Source organism: Enterococcus canintestini (assembly GCF_001885735.1).
GTDB lineage: Bacteria > Bacillota > Bacilli > Lactobacillales > Enterococcaceae > Enterococcus_C > Enterococcus_C canintestini.
Genome location: NZ_JXKG01000004.1, coordinates 1 through 14,304, shown reverse-complemented (window position 1 = coordinate 14,304; position 14,304 = coordinate 1). Strand labels below are relative to the sequence as shown.

Below are 14,304 nucleotides of genomic sequence, written 5' to 3'. Positions count from 1 at the left end.
CTCCTTCCTTAAGTTTACTTATTTTGCTTTCACAGCAGATTTAATAGTAATCAATGATTTCTTCGCGCCAGGAACGTTACCTTTAATTAGGATTACGTTACGTTCAGCATCAACACGAACAACTTCCAAGTTTTGGATTGTTACGCGGTTGCCACCCATGCGGCCTGCTAAACGTTTGCCTTTAAATACTCGGTTAGGTGCTACAGGACCCATTGAACCAGGACGACGGTGATAACGAGAACCGTGAGCCATTGGTCCGCGGCTTTGGCCGTGACGTTTGATTACGCCTTGGAATCCTTTACCTTTAGTTGTACCAGTTACATCGATGATATCGCCAGCTTCGAAAATATCAACTTTGATTTCTGATCCTACTTCTAAGCCCTCTAGCTCAACATCCTTGAATTCGCGAATGAAGCGCTTAGGAGCCGTGTTTGCTTTTGCAACATGACCTTGCGCAGGTTTGTTTGATAAAACTTCACGCATATCTTGGTAACCGACTTGAACTGCTTCATAGCCGTCGTTTTCCACTGTTTTAAGTTGTAATACTACGTTTGGAGTAGCTTCGACAACAGTTACAGGTACTAACTCACCAGATTCAGTGAAGATTTGAGTCATTCCCACTTTTTTCCCTAAGATTCCTTTGGTCATGATTACACCTCCATCTTAATTTGATTAATTATAGTTTGATTTCAATGTTAACGCCGCTTGGCAAGTCTAGCTTCATTAAAGCATCAACTGTCTTCGGTGTTGGATTCACAATGTCGATTAGACGTTTGTGAGTACGCATTTCGAATTGTTCGCGAGAATCTTTGTATTTATGAGTCGCACGAATAATTGTGTACAAGCTGCGTTCTGTTGGTAATGGAATTGGACCTGACACAGAAGCTCCAGTTCTTTTTGCAGTTTCCACGATTTTATCCGCTGATTGATCTAAAATACGATGTTCATACGCTTTTAAACGGATACGAATTTTTTGTTTTGCCATTGTTTTCCCTCCTTCGCCTATTTTGAAAAGTAGACATAGCTCCACGAAAATTTCCGTCACGCTCGTCCATGGCAAAGCGTCCGGGCGTGTCGCAACCTCTCGTTTCGTAGCCGGCAGAATAAAAGCTTATCCTACCAGTGCATTTCACGTTTTTGTAAGCAGCACCTTTATGATTATAGTATATCTCACCTATGATAGCAAGCATTTTTTATTGATTTCACGCACTTTTTGTCTATTTTTCTTTGGAAAGGGTTTCATCTTTTGTAGCTAAAAAGCAGCGACAAAATTTGCCACTGCTTTTAAGATTGTCCTATTTTTTCTAAAAATTTTTGTTACTGACTAATTTTTAGCCGTTAATTAATTTAGCCCGAATTTTATTGGATACAACTTCGACGATTAAAATTAAAACGATTAAACCAATTAAAATCGAACCGACTTGATTCCACTTGTAACCGTTGATGGCAAACATTAATGGTGAGCCAATACCACCGGCACCCACTAAACCTAAAATTGTCGCATCCCGTAAATTCATATCAAAACGATAAATTGTAATGGAAACAAAGTTACTAATTAACTGTGGCAAAATGCCAAACCGAATTTTGTCAAAGGTTGTCGCTCCAATTGAAGTCATCGATTCCAAGACACCTGTATCAATGGTTTCAATCGCATCCACATATAAACGCGAAACCATCCCAATTGAGGTCACAGACATTGTCATCACACCAGCAAAAGGACCTGTTCCAGTTACCCGCACGAACATTAGTCCATAAACTAATGCCGGCACTGTCCGAATAATGACAACTAAAAAGCGCGTAATTACATAAACTGGTTTTGGCATAATACTTGGTGACATTAAAAAGGCAATCGGAATTGAGAAGATTGAACCTAAAATCGTACCTAAAAAACCAATACAAATTGTTTCAAAAAGTAAATAAGCCACGCCAGTGTTGGAAAAGTCAAACAAGAAATTTAAATCCGGCGTTACAATCCCTTTTAAAATATTTAACGCCACTTGGGAACCATCGGTACTGGTTTTATTAATTTTGATGGCAGTTAGTGACCAGATGAACATCCCCACTACAATTAAAGCGATAGTGGCATACTGTACTTTTTTATTGGGCTCTTTTGCCAATTGTTTTTCTACTAATGTATTCATGGCGTCCCCCTATTTTAATTTCTGACGCAAGTATTCACTTAGCATCTCGATCAACGCAACTGTTACAATTAACATCATTAAAATAGAACCTACGCTGGCATAATCACGCCAACCTAGTCGTTCATTTAACAATAAACCTAAACCGCCGGCACCAACATAACCTAAAATTGAAGCATAGCGGACGTTTCCTTCAAAACAGAAAATTGAAGTTGATAAGTAGTTTGGCAAAATTTCTGGCAAAATACTATAACGAAATGCTTGCATTTTAGTTAAGCCAAACGATTCCATCGCTTCAAAAGTGCGCATATCAATGGTTTCAATTTGTTCGTACATGATTTTACCCACATAAGAAATCGTAAAGATAAAGATTGCAATCGTTCCGGCAAACGCGCCTAAACCTAAAATAAATGTCGCAATTAACGCTACTACTAATGTTGGTAAAGTCCGCAAGACACTTAAAATGAATTTGAAGATACCTGCGACAAAACGATTTTTGACAATATTAATAGAAGATAAAACTGCAAAAGGAATCGCTAAAAGTGAGCCAATGATAGAACCTAATAAAGACATTTTAATCGTTTCTAGCAATGGTCCAAAAACGCGATCCATGTACTTCCAGTTAGGCTGAATCATATCGCCGATAATGACGAAGAATTGTTTACTTCTTAAAATTAAAGTACTAAAAGAAAAGTTCGTTACATCTGCTGCCACAAACATAAAGACAACAGTAATAAAAATATAAATAGGCAAAAATGACCGTTTACTTGTCACTTGTTTGCCGTTACTTAAAGTTAATGTCTTTTTAAACAAGCTGACCACCTACGCTTCCACAGGTTGATTTTTGCCGTAAATTTCATCCAAAATACTTTGGTCGACGACATCAGTTGGGCCATCGTAAACGATTTCCCCTTGGCGAATCCCGATAACGCGATCACAGTATTCTAAGGCTAATTCTACGTGGTGAATATTTAGTAAAATAGACACATTCATTTCACGATTAATCCGACGTAAATCTTCCATTACAGATTTTGCCGTTACTGGATCAAGAGAAGCAACTGGTTCATCGGCCAAAATAATCCCTGGTTTGCGCGCTAGTGTTCGTGCTAGAGCTACCCGCTGTTGTTGCCCACCAGAAAGCTGGTCTACCCGTGTGTATGCTTTATCTAAAATCCCCACATTATCCAATGCTTCTAAGGCACGAATTTTATCTTCTTTTGGAAAAATACCAAGAACCCGACGCCATAAAGGCATGTCTGGTACAGAAGAAACCAAAACATTTTTCAAAACTGTTGAGCGTGTAACCAGATTAAATGATTGGAAAATCATCCCAATATTTTTGCGAAATTCACGAATTTCTTTGCCTTTTAATTGGCTCACATTGACATCATTGACTAACAAAGTACCTGAATTAATATCGTGCATGCGGTTAATGCAGCGAATAAGGGTTGATTTTCCGGCACCGGAAAGACCGATAATGGCTACAAATTCACCTTGTTGGATTTCTAAATTAATGTCTTTTAGTGCAACTGTACCGTTAGGATAAACTTTTTGCACATCTTCAAATTTAATCATTGCTGTATCCTTTCACACTGAAGTTTTAATTACTATTGTCGAAAAAATATCCCTTCCCACAATAAGACGAAATTTTAAGCTTACTAACCGTCGTGATACGATATGCGAGGTAAAAGCTTTTACCTCCTAAATTTTAAAATTTCGGCTTATCCTGCAAAGTGTTCAATCATTCATACAAAAAAAGCAAGAGATTGTGACAGAAGCGATCAGCTTCAAGAAATAAGACGGAATTCCCGAAAATTGTTTTTCAAATTTTTGGAAATTCCGTCTTATTTCCGAAAAAGCTGCTTCTGTCAACCGTTTATTCGGAAATAGGTGGTGTGACAAGACTTTTGTCACAACCCCTGTTTTTCTGTTTTTAAAAACTAATTGTGATTATTCACTAATTTTTTTGATTAATTCTTGCGCTTTTTTCTCATCGTCGTAATCAGAAGCTTTGGCTTCTTTGTAACCTTCATGGTTATAAATGCTGATTACTTTTTTACCTTCTTCTGTTTTACCAATTTCAATGAAAGCTTTACTTAAAGCTTTTTTCAAGTCTGCATCCATGTTTGGTGCATTTTTGCTGACGCTGATTGTATCGTTATAAATTGGGTCTGTTACACCGATTACGTTTGTTTCAGACCAGATATCATTTTTACGACCAAATTCTTTTGTCCAAGTGTCGACATAGTCTAAGCGCGCATCTGCGTAAGCCATTACCACGTCAATTTGACCTGCTGCTAAACGGGCAAATGAACTTGCGTATGAATCAGATTGAACTGCATCTTTTAAGTCTAACAATGTTTTATCGTAGTTTTTGTTCATCCATAAGGTTGGGTAAATGTATCCTGCTGAAGATGAAGAGTTAGCCATTGCCCAAGAAGCGCTGTTTAGATCATCCCAAGTTAATTTTTCACCTGCGTTAACTTTTTTAGCTAAAGCTTGGCCTTTTGCTGAAGGTCCTGCAATAATTAAAGCGCGGTAATAAGCCACTTGTTCGTCTGTATTTTTAGTTGGTTTTTCATCGTTCCAAACTTTGGCATCGTCTGAATCAATTGACAAACCTTTTCGTGTTGCAGTTAACAATACATCTGTTCCATCTTCATATAAAACGTATGTCCCACCAGGAATGAAACCAACATCAAGTGTACCAGAAGATAATGATTCACCGACTGCTTCATAGCTTGTACCAACTGAGATGTCGACATTTTCGATGTTATAGCCTTCTTTTTTCATTTGGTCTTTCAAAAGATTTTTCAAAGGTTCTGTAGCAGTTACGATTTCGTCTGCATCCCGTGAAGGTACAAAACCAATCGTTAATTTTTCCAACTTAATGTTACCGTCGGCATCTTTTTCACCTTTGCTATCGTTTGAAGAAGAACTACCACAGCCAGCTAGTAAAAGCATTGCCGCTGCACTGGCCAAACCCACTTTCAAAACTTTTTTAAACATAATATCCTCCCATAATGAATAACTACAGCACAGATTTCACTGCGAACAAATAATAACATAATTTATACCCCTTGAAAAGACGAATATTTCTAAAAAAGGCAGGGAATTTATCTAGTTTTTAGGTAAATAATACTTGAAAGAATTTTTGGGCTCTTAACCTTAAGAAACAAAATTATTTCGCCTTATAATTGAAAATAAAAAACACTTTTCATAATTTTATGCAAAGCTAATAGCCGATTTTTCACTCTTTTTCCCACCCAGAGCCGAACATTATTCTAATAACTATAAAAAATTGTGACAAAAGCAATTTTCTCATACCATTTATTTGCAAAAAAAGAGGCGTGACCAGACTTTTGTCACACCTCCTAACAAACAATCTAGCGCCTATCAGCGCTAATTTTTAAACAAAAGAACGTTTCATCGTGGTCACTAGCGCTTTTTTCAACGGAAAATATACCAACGCCACAATAATCACTGTCAAGGTAACATTAATTAAAGTGGCAGGTAATTTCGTTAACGCACCGGCAAAAGCAGCTTGAAAATCCGCACCGGCAATCAACAACATCACCATGTTTTTAATTTGGGTCATCAAAAGTTTCGCAATCGCAGTTACCACGCCAATGACAACTACTTGCCAAATCGCAGTTGGTTTCTTCTTAAAAATAAGCAGTGCACCATAGGCCGCAGCCCCAACGATAAAACTTTCCAAAATAAAATAAGGCGCTTCTGTAGCGTAACCATTTAATAAATCAAAGATAAAAAAGCCCAATCCGCCAGCAAGAGATCCTTTTAAATAACCTAATAACAAAACAGCCAACAACAAGACGGCATTGCCCAAGTGAACGAACGCTCCTGTTGGTAATGGAATTTTAATGGTAGTACCAATAACAGTCAACGCGGTAAAAAGCGCCACTAAGACCAGCGCTTGAATAGAAGATTTTTTTCTCATTGTGTCACCGCCATTCGATTTTCTGCTTGATTATATGCACCATGCCAAACATGCCCCACATAAGGATTGATTTGTAGACCTTCTTTAATTGCTGCGGCGACAAATTGTTTGGCCATACTGACAGCCCGATTTACCGGCGCTCCTTTTGCAACACCAGCCGTTACAGCAGCCGCAAAGGTACAACCAGCACCGTGATTGTAGTCGGTTTGATACAATTCATTTTCCAAAGTAACAAAATCAGTCCCATCGTAAAACACATCAATCGCTTTATCTTCTTTTAAACGATGTCCCCCTTTTACAATGACATTTTTAGCCCCTTGTTGATAAATTGCCCGCGCAGCTTTTTGCATATCCGCTACACTGGTTAAATCTCCCAATTCTGATAAAATTCCTGCCTCCACTAAATTAGGGGTAGTGATAGTTGCTAGCGGTAATAGATATTTTTTCAAAGCTGCAACCACTTGCGGTTGTAAGATCTGCGCTGTTCCCTTACAAGCAATTACAGGATCTACGACGATATTGGCTACTTTTTTATCAGCTAAAAAATCAACTGTAGCTAAGATATTGGCTTCATTACCCATCATTCCCGTTTTTAAGGCGGCCATTTCTTCACCGGCAAAAGCAGAAATCAATTGTTTGACTAATAAATCAGCCGGCAGTTCTGTAACTTCGTGAGACCAACCTGTTGCAGGGTCCATCGTGACGATGGCAGTAATACTCGCAAAGCCAAAGACACCGTATTCTTCAAAGGTTTTTAAATCTGCTTCTAACCCGGCACCACCGGTAGAATCAGAACCTGCAATCGTTAAAACTTTTTTCATTGAAACACTCCTTTTGGTCCGAATAATTGCAAAAACTCGTTTTAAGTATAAAACTTCCCACCCTTGACGAAAACGACCAATTGGTTTATTTTGAAACCAACCAATCATTTTAGAGCTAATACTACCGATGAAAATCGCTACTATAAAGTGATTTTTTTATTAAAAGGAGCCCCCATGACTTTAAATCGTAAAAGTAAAACACCTTTATTTCAGCAATTAATGGAAATCATTATCGCTGAAATTGAATCAGGTAAACTGGCCCCAGGCGATCGCTTAATGCCTGAACGTAAAATGGCCGCTTTTTATCAAGTTAATCGTTCCACCGTCAATCACGCATTAGAAGAACTTACTAGTCTAGGGTGGCTAATACGCAAACAAGGCAGCGGAACAGAAGTCGCCAAAGGACGCTGGGGGTCGCGCCAGGCGCCTCAATTTCAGTGGCAACATTTACTTACTACCCGTAATCAACCAGACCCTTATATTAAAGAACAAAATAGACTGAAAAAAAATCCTGCGACGCTGGACTTTGCTAGCGGGGAGCTACCACCAGATTTAATTCCTGCTTTTAAATTTCCCGCTTTAACGTGGGATCAAATTATAAAGGAAGAAAAAAATTTAACCGTCACGGGCTATACGCCACTAAAAGATACCATCACAAAAAAACTAGCCCAAAAATTTCATCTTCCTTTAGAAAATCAAGACTTGCTAATTACCGCAGGGTCTACCCAAGCAATCTCTTTAATTTTACAAACACTTTTACAACCCGGAGATGTTATCGCCACTGAGGATCCGTCCTTTTTATTTGCACTCCCTCTCTTTCAATCCCTCGGGTTACGGTTACAAGGAATTGCGACTGACCAAGAAGGGATCATGCCCAAAGAGTTGGAAAAGCAAATTTTGGCAAAAAAAGTGAAACTCTTATACTTAAATCCAACTTTTCAAAATCCAACCAGCCGCTGTCTTTCTTATGAACGACGGATAAAAATTATTGAAATCTGTCGCAAATATTATGTTCCCATCATTGAAGATGATATATTCGGCGAGCTGAATTTTTCTACCCCAATCCCAAAGCTAAAAGAAATTGCACCGGAGCAAGTACTTTATTTGGGCTCACTATCCAAAATTTTTGGATCAAGCATCAAAATCGGGTGGCTACTGGCCCCCACAAATTTAATTCAGACTTTAGCCAACACAAAAAAAATATTGGACAGTGAAACCAATTTATTTAGTCAAATAGTGGCCAATTTTGCTTTAAATAATCCGGAGTACGATGAGGAGCACACTCAATTACTCCATAATCTCAAAATGAGAAGTGACTTGTTATGCCAAACCTTTGCCCCTTTTAAAGCTGACTGGCAGTTTACAGAAATTAAAGGGGGACTTTATTATTGGTTCACTTGGCAACATCAAAATTTAAGCAGAAAAGATTGGCAGCTTTTTTTAAAGGAAAATTTACTCGTAGCCCCTTCTTTTTTCTTTAGTAATGATACAATGTCAATGAGAATAAATTACACCAGTTTGACCCCAAGTAAAGCGACTGCTTTAGCAGAAAAAATCGCAGGAATTACGCAAACGCTCCTGACACAGCCTACGCTTTAAAGCCGTCATCTGGGTAAAAGGAGGAAAAAATGAACGACGTGATTGCACTATTAAAAAACCACCGTACTTATCGAAATTTCGCTGAAAATTACGAGCTGACAGATGAAGAATTAGAGGCGATTTTATCCGCCAGTAGACAGGCTCCTTCTTGGATGAACGGCCAAGCCTACTCCATTATTGTAGTAAAAGATAAAGCACTGCGGGAAAAACTAGTGGCAATAAACCCAACTAACCCCCACATGCTTCACAGTTCCGTCTTTTTACTTTTTGTAGCTGATTTAAAACGAACGCAAATGGTAGCACAAAAAGAACAGGTTGCTTATGAAATTACAGATAGTTTGAACCCTTTGATTATTGCCACAACAGATGCCAGCTTAGCATTACAAAATGCCGTCATCGCCACTGAAGCTCTAGGATTAGGAAGTGTCATTGTGGGAAGTGTACGCAATCAAATTGAAGCAGTCAGTGAACTTTTTAATCTACCTGATTATGTTTATCCCGTCGCCGGACTTAGTATCGGTAAGCCGACTGTCGAAATGCAGATTAAACCCCGTTTACCTAAACAAGCCGTTATTCATTATGATACCTATAAAGAATATGATTACCAACTAATTGAAGACTACGACAAAACGATGAAAAAATTCGGTGAAGCACGGGAAACAAAACTTTGGACGAAAAAATTCGCAGATTACTACAGCGTTAGCAGCGATAAAAGTTTTAACGATTACCTAAAAAAACAAAAACTACTTTAGCCCTAACCAACGCACCTCTTGATTTCAAGCGTCTTTAGCCTAATATGTAATACAAAAAAATACCGCCACAATTACTAAAGCTTTTAATTAAGCGGCTCTAGTAATTGTGCGGTGTTTTTTATTGCTAAAAAAGAGGTTGTAACAGTTACCTGTTACAACCTCTAATTAAGTTCAAGAATTATTTTTCGATTGCAGTAACAACGCCTGAACCAACAGTACGTCCGCCTTCACGGATTGAGAAACGAGTACCGTCTTCGATCGCGATTGGGTGGATTAATTCAACGTCCATAGTTACGTTATCGCCAGGCATAACCATTTCAGTACCTTCTGGTAATTCAACAACGCCTGTTACGTCAGTTGTACGGAAGTAGAATTGTGGGCGGTAGTTAGTAAAGAATGGAGTGTGACGTCCACCTTCTTCTTTAGTTAAAACGTAAACTTCTGCTGAGAATTTTGTATGTGGAGTGATTGAACCTGGTTTTGATAATACTTGACCACGTTGGATATCTTCACGAGCCACACCACGTAATAATGCACCAATGTTGTCGCCAGCTTCAGCGTAATCCAACAATTTACGGAACATTTCAACACCTGTTACAGTAGTTTTAGCTGTTTCTTCAGCGATACCTACGATTTCAACTTCGTCACCAACGCGAACTTGTCCACGTTCAACACGACCAGTTGCAACAGTACCACGACCAGTGATTGAGAATACGTCTTCGACTGGCATCATGAATGGTTTGTCAGTATCACGAACTGGAGTTGGGATGTATTCGTCAACTGCAGCCATTAATTCTAAGATTTTTTCTTCGTATGAAGCGTCGCCTTCTAAAGCTTTCAAAGCTGAACCTGCGATAACTGGAGTGTCGTCGCCTGGGAAGTCGTATTCTGACAATAAGTCACGAACTTCCATTTCAACTAATTCTAATAATTCTTCGTCGTCTACCATGTCCATTTTGTTCAAGAATACGACGATGTAAGGAACACCAACGTTACGTGACAATAGGATGTGTTCACGAGTTTGAGGCATAGGACCATCAGCAGCAGATACTACTAAGATCGCGCCGTCCATTTGAGCAGCACCAGTGATCATGTTTTTAACGTAGTCCGCGTGTCCTGGGCAGTCAACGTGAGCGTAGTGACGGTTTTCAGTTTCATACTCAACGTGAGCAGTTGAAATTGTGATACCGCGTTCGCGTTCTTCAGGTGCACCATCAATTTGATCGTAAGCAGAAGCTTGTGCTAGACCTTTTTTAGATAATACAGTTGTAATTGCAGCTGTAAGAGTAGTTTTACCATGGTCAACGTGTCCGATAGTACCGATGTTTACATGGGGTTTAGAACGGTCAAATTTTTCTTTTGCCATTTTAAAATGTTCCTCCTAAAAATACGTAATAGTTTTTATTTTTTGATAGGTAAACTGCCGCGTACGGCAGTTTGCCCTTATCATCGTTAACATTGTACACGAATTTTTTAAAAAAATATAGCTCTTTTAAAAAAATCCTAATCATCAAAAATTATTCAGCTTTACCGCCGTTTTTCTTGATAATTTCTTCTTGAATAGATTTTGGTACATCTTCATAGTGATCAAATACCATCATGAAAGTACCGCGACCTTGTGTAGCTGAACGCAATGTTGTTGCGTAACCAAACATTTCTGCTAACGGAACGATAGCATTAACGATTTGAGAGTTACCGTGTGCTTCCATACCTTCAACACGTCCACGACGAGCAGTTACGTGACCCATAATATCACCTAAGTAATCTTCTGGAACAGTAATTGTAACTTTCATCATTGGTTCTAAGATTGCAGGTTTTGCTTTTTTGGCTGCAGCGCGCAATGCCATAGAAGCAGCAACACGGAAGGCAGTTTCACTTGAATCGACATCATGGTAAGAACCGTCGTAAAGTTTTGCTTTAATATCTACTAATGGATAACCGGCTAAGACACCATTTTCCATTGCATCTACTAAACCTTTTTCAACTGCTGGGATGTATTCACGAGGAACCACACCACCGACGATGGCGTTTTCGAATTCGAAACCGGCACCTTCTTCGTTTGGCGTAAATTCAATCCATACGTGACCGTATTGACCTTTACCACCAGACTGACGTACAAACTTACCTTCTGCTTCAGTAGCAGCACGGAAAGTTTCACGATAAGAAACTTGAGGAGCACCAACGTTCGCTTCAACTTTAAATTCACGACGCATACGGTCAACTAAGACGTCTAAGTGCAATTCACCCATCCCTGAGATAACTGTTTCACCAGTTTCAACGTTTGTTTCAACGCGGAATGATGGATCTTCTTCTGCAAGTTTTTGTAATGCAATCCCCATTTTATCTTGGTCAGCTTTTGATTTAGGCTCAACAGCGACTTGGATAACTGGGTCAGGGAATTCAATTGATTCTAAGATTACTGGAGAATCTAAGGCACAAAGAGTGTCCCCTGTTGTTGTATCTTTCAAGCCAACCGCAGCAGCGATATCACCGGAATAAACGCGGTCGATTTCGTTACGTGTGTTCGCGTGCATTTGTAAGATACGTCCGATTCGTTCTTTTTTATCTTTAGAAGCGTTCAATACATATGAACCACTTTCCAAGATACCAGAATAAACACGGAAGAAAGTTAAACGACCTACGAATGGGTCAGTCATAACTTTAAATGCTAATGAAGCAAAAGGTGCTTCGTCGTCAGCTGGACGAGTTGTTTCTTCGTCAGTTTTAGGATCGATCCCTTTGATTGCTTCTACATCTAATGGTGAAGGCAAGTAGTCAAGAACTGCATCCAACATTAATTGAACCCCTTTGTTTTTGAAGGCTGAACCAGCCATTACAGGGAAGAATTCAACGTTGATTGTTGCTTGACGGATACCAGCTTTTAATTCAGCTTCAGTAATTTCTTCGCCATCTAGGTATTTCATCATTAAATCTTCATCAGTTTCAGCTACTGCTTCGACTAATTTTTCGCGCCATTCTTGCGCTTGTTCTAGGTATTCTTCAGGAATTTCAGTTTCTTGAATTTCTGTACCTAAGTCGTTTGTGTAGATTTCAGCTTTCATTGTCACAAGGTCAATGATACCTGTGAAATCTTCTTCTGAACCAATTGGTAATTGGATTGGATGCGCATTTGCGCCCAAACGATCATGTAAAGTAGAAACTGAGTACAAGAAGTCTGCACCAATTTTATCCATTTTGTTACAGAATACAACACGTGGTACGCGGTATTCTGTAGCTTGACGCCAAACTGTTTCAGTTTGTGGTTCAACCCCTGATTGAGAGTCAAGGACGGTAACAGCACCATCTAATACACGCAATGAACGTTGTACTTCAATTGTGAAGTCTACGTGTCCTGGTGTGTCGATGATGTTGACACGGTAACCTTTCCACTGAGCAGTTGTCGCAGCAGAAGTGATAGTGATACCACGTTCTTGTTCTTGTTCCATCCAGTCCATTTGTGAAGCACCTTCGTGGGTTTCACCAATTTTATGGATTTTACCTGTATAATAAAGGATACGTTCAGTCGTAGTAGTTTTACCTGCATCGACGTGAGCCATGATACCAATATTACGAGTTTTTTCTAACGAAAATTCTCTAGCCATTTCTTGCTTGTGCTCCTCTCTTTAAAAAGCGGCAAAAGAAATCTTTTGCTCGCTTATTTGTAACAATCGAATTGTCTTTTTTGCAAGAACAAAAAAGATCTTACCAACGATAGTGGGCAAAAGCACGGTTGGCTTCAGCCATTTTGTGTGTGTCTTCACGTTTTTTCACAGAAGCACCAGTGTTGTTAGCTGCATCCATGATTTCTTTTGCAAGACGTTCTTCCATTGTGTGTTCTCCACGCAAACGTGCGTAGTTTACAACCCAACGTAAGCCTAAAGTTGTACGACGTTCAGGACGAACTTCAACTGGGACTTGGTAGTTAGAACCACCGACACGGCGAGCTTTAACTTCTAAGACAGGCATGATATTTTTCATTGCTTGTTCAAAGACTTCTAATGGATCATTACCAGTAGATTCTTTAATAATGTCAAAAGCATTATAGATAATATTTGCAGCAATCCCGCGTTTGCCATCAACCATAACACGGTTGATTAAACGGGTTACTAATTTTGAGTTATACATAGGATCTGGTAAAACATCGCGTTTTGCAACTGGACCTTTACGAGGCATCCGTAACTCCTCCTTTACGTAGTCATTTTGTATTGTGTTTATATAGTCTGTAAACTAGATTAAGCTTTAGGACGTTTTGTACCGTATTTAGAACGAGATTGTTTACGGTCGTTAACGCCAGCTGTATCTAATGCACCACGAACGATATGGTAACGTACCCCAGGTAAGTCTTTTACACGTCCACCACGTAATAAAACAACGCTGTGTTCTTGTAAGTTGTGGCCGATACCTGGGATATAAGCTGTTACTTCGATCAAGTTAGACAAACGAACACGGGCATATTTACGCAAAGCTGAGTTCGGTTTTTTTGGTGTCATTGTACCCACACGAGTGGCAACCCCACGTTTTTGCGGAGAGTTCACATTCGTTTGAGCTTTTTTGAAACTGTTATATCCTTTGTTCAATGCTGGTGAATTTGATTTTTCAACCTTGGATTTACGAGGTTTACGTACTAATTGGTTAATTGTAGGCATCCCTTGTTTTCCTCCTTCCTTGATTCGCCTTTTCTAGCTCCACACATCCAGGTGGTTCTTTTTCGGCGATAAAAAATAATGCAGCTTTGTGCATAATCGTCAGTTGTACTTTTCTTACAGTCAGCACGTCTGTTTTAAGAGACCTGTAGACAAAGCACCTTTGTTAGAATAGCATGATTGAAATAACGTGTCAACAAAAACCCCAATATTTTTTGCAGTCATTATAGTTTTTATAAAGCTTCGTCTTTAATCAATAGTCCTGTGCCAAAATATCATTTTTGTTCCCACACCTAAAGAAAAGACATTATAGTTTTTTTAACTGTAAAAGAAAGGCAAGAAGGCTATCATTTCTTAAAAAAAAGCTTTAAACCTGAATAATTCATACTTTGA

Annotated in this window: 14 protein-coding genes; 2 read left to right on the top strand and 12 right to left on the bottom strand. The window is 39.0% G+C overall.

Annotated elements, in window-relative coordinates; translation table 11 throughout:
• Positions 1-18: 18 nt before the first annotated feature.
• From rplC to thiD, 8 genes are all read right to left on the bottom strand, one after another.
• The gene (rplC, locus tag RU96_RS03770) at positions 19-648 is read right to left on the bottom strand and encodes a 50S ribosomal protein L3 (RefSeq protein WP_016173519.1); all 630 of its coding nucleotides are present in this window, start codon (positions 646-648) and stop codon (positions 19-21) included.
• Between the two features lie 28 nt (positions 649-676).
• Positions 677-985 (bottom strand): 30S ribosomal protein S10, encoded by a 309-nt coding sequence (gene rpsJ / locus RU96_RS03765; protein WP_002290443.1) that lies wholly within the window; start codon positions 983-985, stop codon positions 677-679.
• A gap of 346 nt (positions 986-1,331) precedes the next feature.
• A complete protein-coding gene (phnE, locus tag RU96_RS03755) occupies positions 1,332-2,141 on the bottom strand; it encodes a phosphonate ABC transporter, permease protein PhnE (protein WP_071864214.1) in 810 nt (269 codons plus the stop codon).
• Positions 2,142-2,150: 9 nt separating this feature from the next.
• On the bottom strand, positions 2,151-2,951 hold the full coding sequence (phnE, locus tag RU96_RS03750; RefSeq protein ID WP_071864213.1) for a phosphonate ABC transporter, permease protein PhnE: 801 nt from the start codon (positions 2,949-2,951) through the stop codon (positions 2,151-2,153).
• Positions 2,952-2,960: 9 nt separating this feature from the next.
• Positions 2,961-3,713, bottom strand: coding sequence for a phosphonate ABC transporter ATP-binding protein (gene phnC, locus RU96_RS03745; protein WP_071864212.1), 753 nt, complete (start codon positions 3,711-3,713; stop codon positions 2,961-2,963).
• 375 nt (positions 3,714-4,088) lie between these two features.
• Positions 4,089-5,147: a phosphate/phosphite/phosphonate ABC transporter substrate-binding protein gene (locus RU96_RS03740; RefSeq protein WP_071864211.1), complete on the bottom strand. Its 1,059-nt coding sequence runs from the start codon at positions 5,145-5,147 to the stop codon at positions 4,089-4,091.
• 400 nt (positions 5,148-5,547) lie between these two features.
• Positions 5,548-6,096: an ECF transporter S component gene (locus tag RU96_RS03735; RefSeq protein WP_071864210.1), complete on the bottom strand. Its 549-nt coding sequence runs from the start codon at positions 6,094-6,096 to the stop codon at positions 5,548-5,550.
• Entirely contained in the window at positions 6,093-6,917 is an 825-nt protein-coding gene (gene thiD, locus RU96_RS03730; RefSeq protein WP_071864340.1) for a bifunctional hydroxymethylpyrimidine kinase/phosphomethylpyrimidine kinase, read from the bottom strand. Before thiD ends, RU96_RS03735 begins: the two co-directional genes overlap by 4 nt.
• Positions 6,918-7,091: 174 nt before the next feature.
• On the opposite strand from thiD, the gene RU96_RS03725 reads away from it, so the two are divergent.
• Complete coding sequence (locus tag RU96_RS03725; RefSeq protein WP_071864209.1) at positions 7,092-8,516, top strand: aminotransferase-like domain-containing protein; 1,425 nt, start codon at positions 7,092-7,094, stop codon at positions 8,514-8,516.
• Between the two features lie 29 nt (positions 8,517-8,545).
• The gene (locus tag RU96_RS03720) at positions 8,546-9,268 is read left to right on the top strand and encodes an NADPH-dependent oxidoreductase (protein ID WP_071864208.1); all 723 of its coding nucleotides are present in this window, start codon (positions 8,546-8,548) and stop codon (positions 9,266-9,268) included.
• 178 nt (positions 9,269-9,446) lie between these two features.
• Here RU96_RS03720 and tuf read toward each other — a convergent pair whose 3' ends face one another.
• The 4 genes from tuf to rpsL form a co-directional block, all read right to left on the bottom strand.
• Positions 9,447-10,634, bottom strand: a complete 1,188-nt coding sequence (gene tuf, locus RU96_RS03715) for an elongation factor Tu (RefSeq protein ID WP_071864207.1) — start codon at positions 10,632-10,634, stop codon at positions 9,447-9,449.
• 151 nt (positions 10,635-10,785) lie between these two features.
• Positions 10,786-12,870, bottom strand: coding sequence for an elongation factor G (gene fusA / locus RU96_RS03710; RefSeq protein WP_071864206.1), 2,085 nt, complete (start codon positions 12,868-12,870; stop codon positions 10,786-10,788).
• A 100-nt stretch (positions 12,871-12,970) separates the two neighbouring features.
• Entirely contained in the window at positions 12,971-13,441 is a 471-nt protein-coding gene (gene rpsG / locus RU96_RS03705) for a 30S ribosomal protein S7 (RefSeq protein ID WP_071864205.1), read from the bottom strand.
• A 59-nt stretch (positions 13,442-13,500) separates the two neighbouring features.
• Positions 13,501-13,914 carry a 30S ribosomal protein S12 gene (gene rpsL / locus RU96_RS03700; RefSeq protein WP_003127956.1) on the bottom strand — a complete coding sequence of 138 codons (414 nt, stop codon included), beginning with the start codon at positions 13,912-13,914 and terminating at the stop codon, positions 13,501-13,503.
• Positions 13,915-14,304 lie beyond the last annotated feature (390 nt).

What these genes read in the sequence shown, in the direction of transcription:
- RU96_RS03735 (WP_071864210.1), bottom strand. Translation starts at nt 6,096, where the DNA reads ATGAGAAAAAAATCTTCTATTCAAGCGCTGGTCTTAGTGGCGCTTTTT.
- RU96_RS03720 (WP_071864208.1), top strand. Translation starts at nt 8,546, where the DNA reads ATGAACGACGTGATTGCACTATTAAAAAACCACCGTACTTATCGAAAT.
- RU96_RS03725 (WP_071864209.1), top strand. Translation starts at nt 7,092, where the DNA reads ATGACTTTAAATCGTAAAAGTAAAACACCTTTATTTCAGCAATTAATG.
- rplC (WP_016173519.1), bottom strand. Translation starts at nt 648, where the DNA reads ATGACCAAAGGAATCTTAGGGAAAAAAGTGGGAATGACTCAAATCTTC.
- thiD (WP_071864340.1), bottom strand. Translation starts at nt 6,917, where the DNA reads ATGAAAAAAGTTTTAACGATTGCAGGTTCTGATTCTACCGGTGGTGCC.
- RU96_RS03740 (WP_071864211.1), bottom strand. Translation starts at nt 5,147, where the DNA reads ATGTTTAAAAAAGTTTTGAAAGTGGGTTTGGCCAGTGCAGCGGCAATG.
- phnC (WP_071864212.1), bottom strand. Translation starts at nt 3,713, where the DNA reads ATGATTAAATTTGAAGATGTGCAAAAAGTTTATCCTAACGGTACAGTT.
- phnE (WP_071864214.1), bottom strand. Translation starts at nt 2,141, where the DNA reads ATGAATACATTAGTAGAAAAACAATTGGCAAAAGAGCCCAATAAAAAA.
- tuf (WP_071864207.1), bottom strand. Translation starts at nt 10,634, where the DNA reads ATGGCAAAAGAAAAATTTGACCGTTCTAAACCCCATGTAAACATCGGT.
- rpsG (WP_071864205.1), bottom strand. Translation starts at nt 13,441, where the DNA reads ATGCCTCGTAAAGGTCCAGTTGCAAAACGCGATGTTTTACCAGATCCT.
- rpsL (WP_003127956.1), bottom strand. Translation starts at nt 13,914, where the DNA reads ATGCCTACAATTAACCAATTAGTACGTAAACCTCGTAAATCCAAGGTT.
- rpsJ (WP_002290443.1), bottom strand. Translation starts at nt 985, where the DNA reads ATGGCAAAACAAAAAATTCGTATCCGTTTAAAAGCGTATGAACATCGT.
- fusA (WP_071864206.1), bottom strand. Translation starts at nt 12,870, where the DNA reads ATGGCTAGAGAATTTTCGTTAGAAAAAACTCGTAATATTGGTATCATG.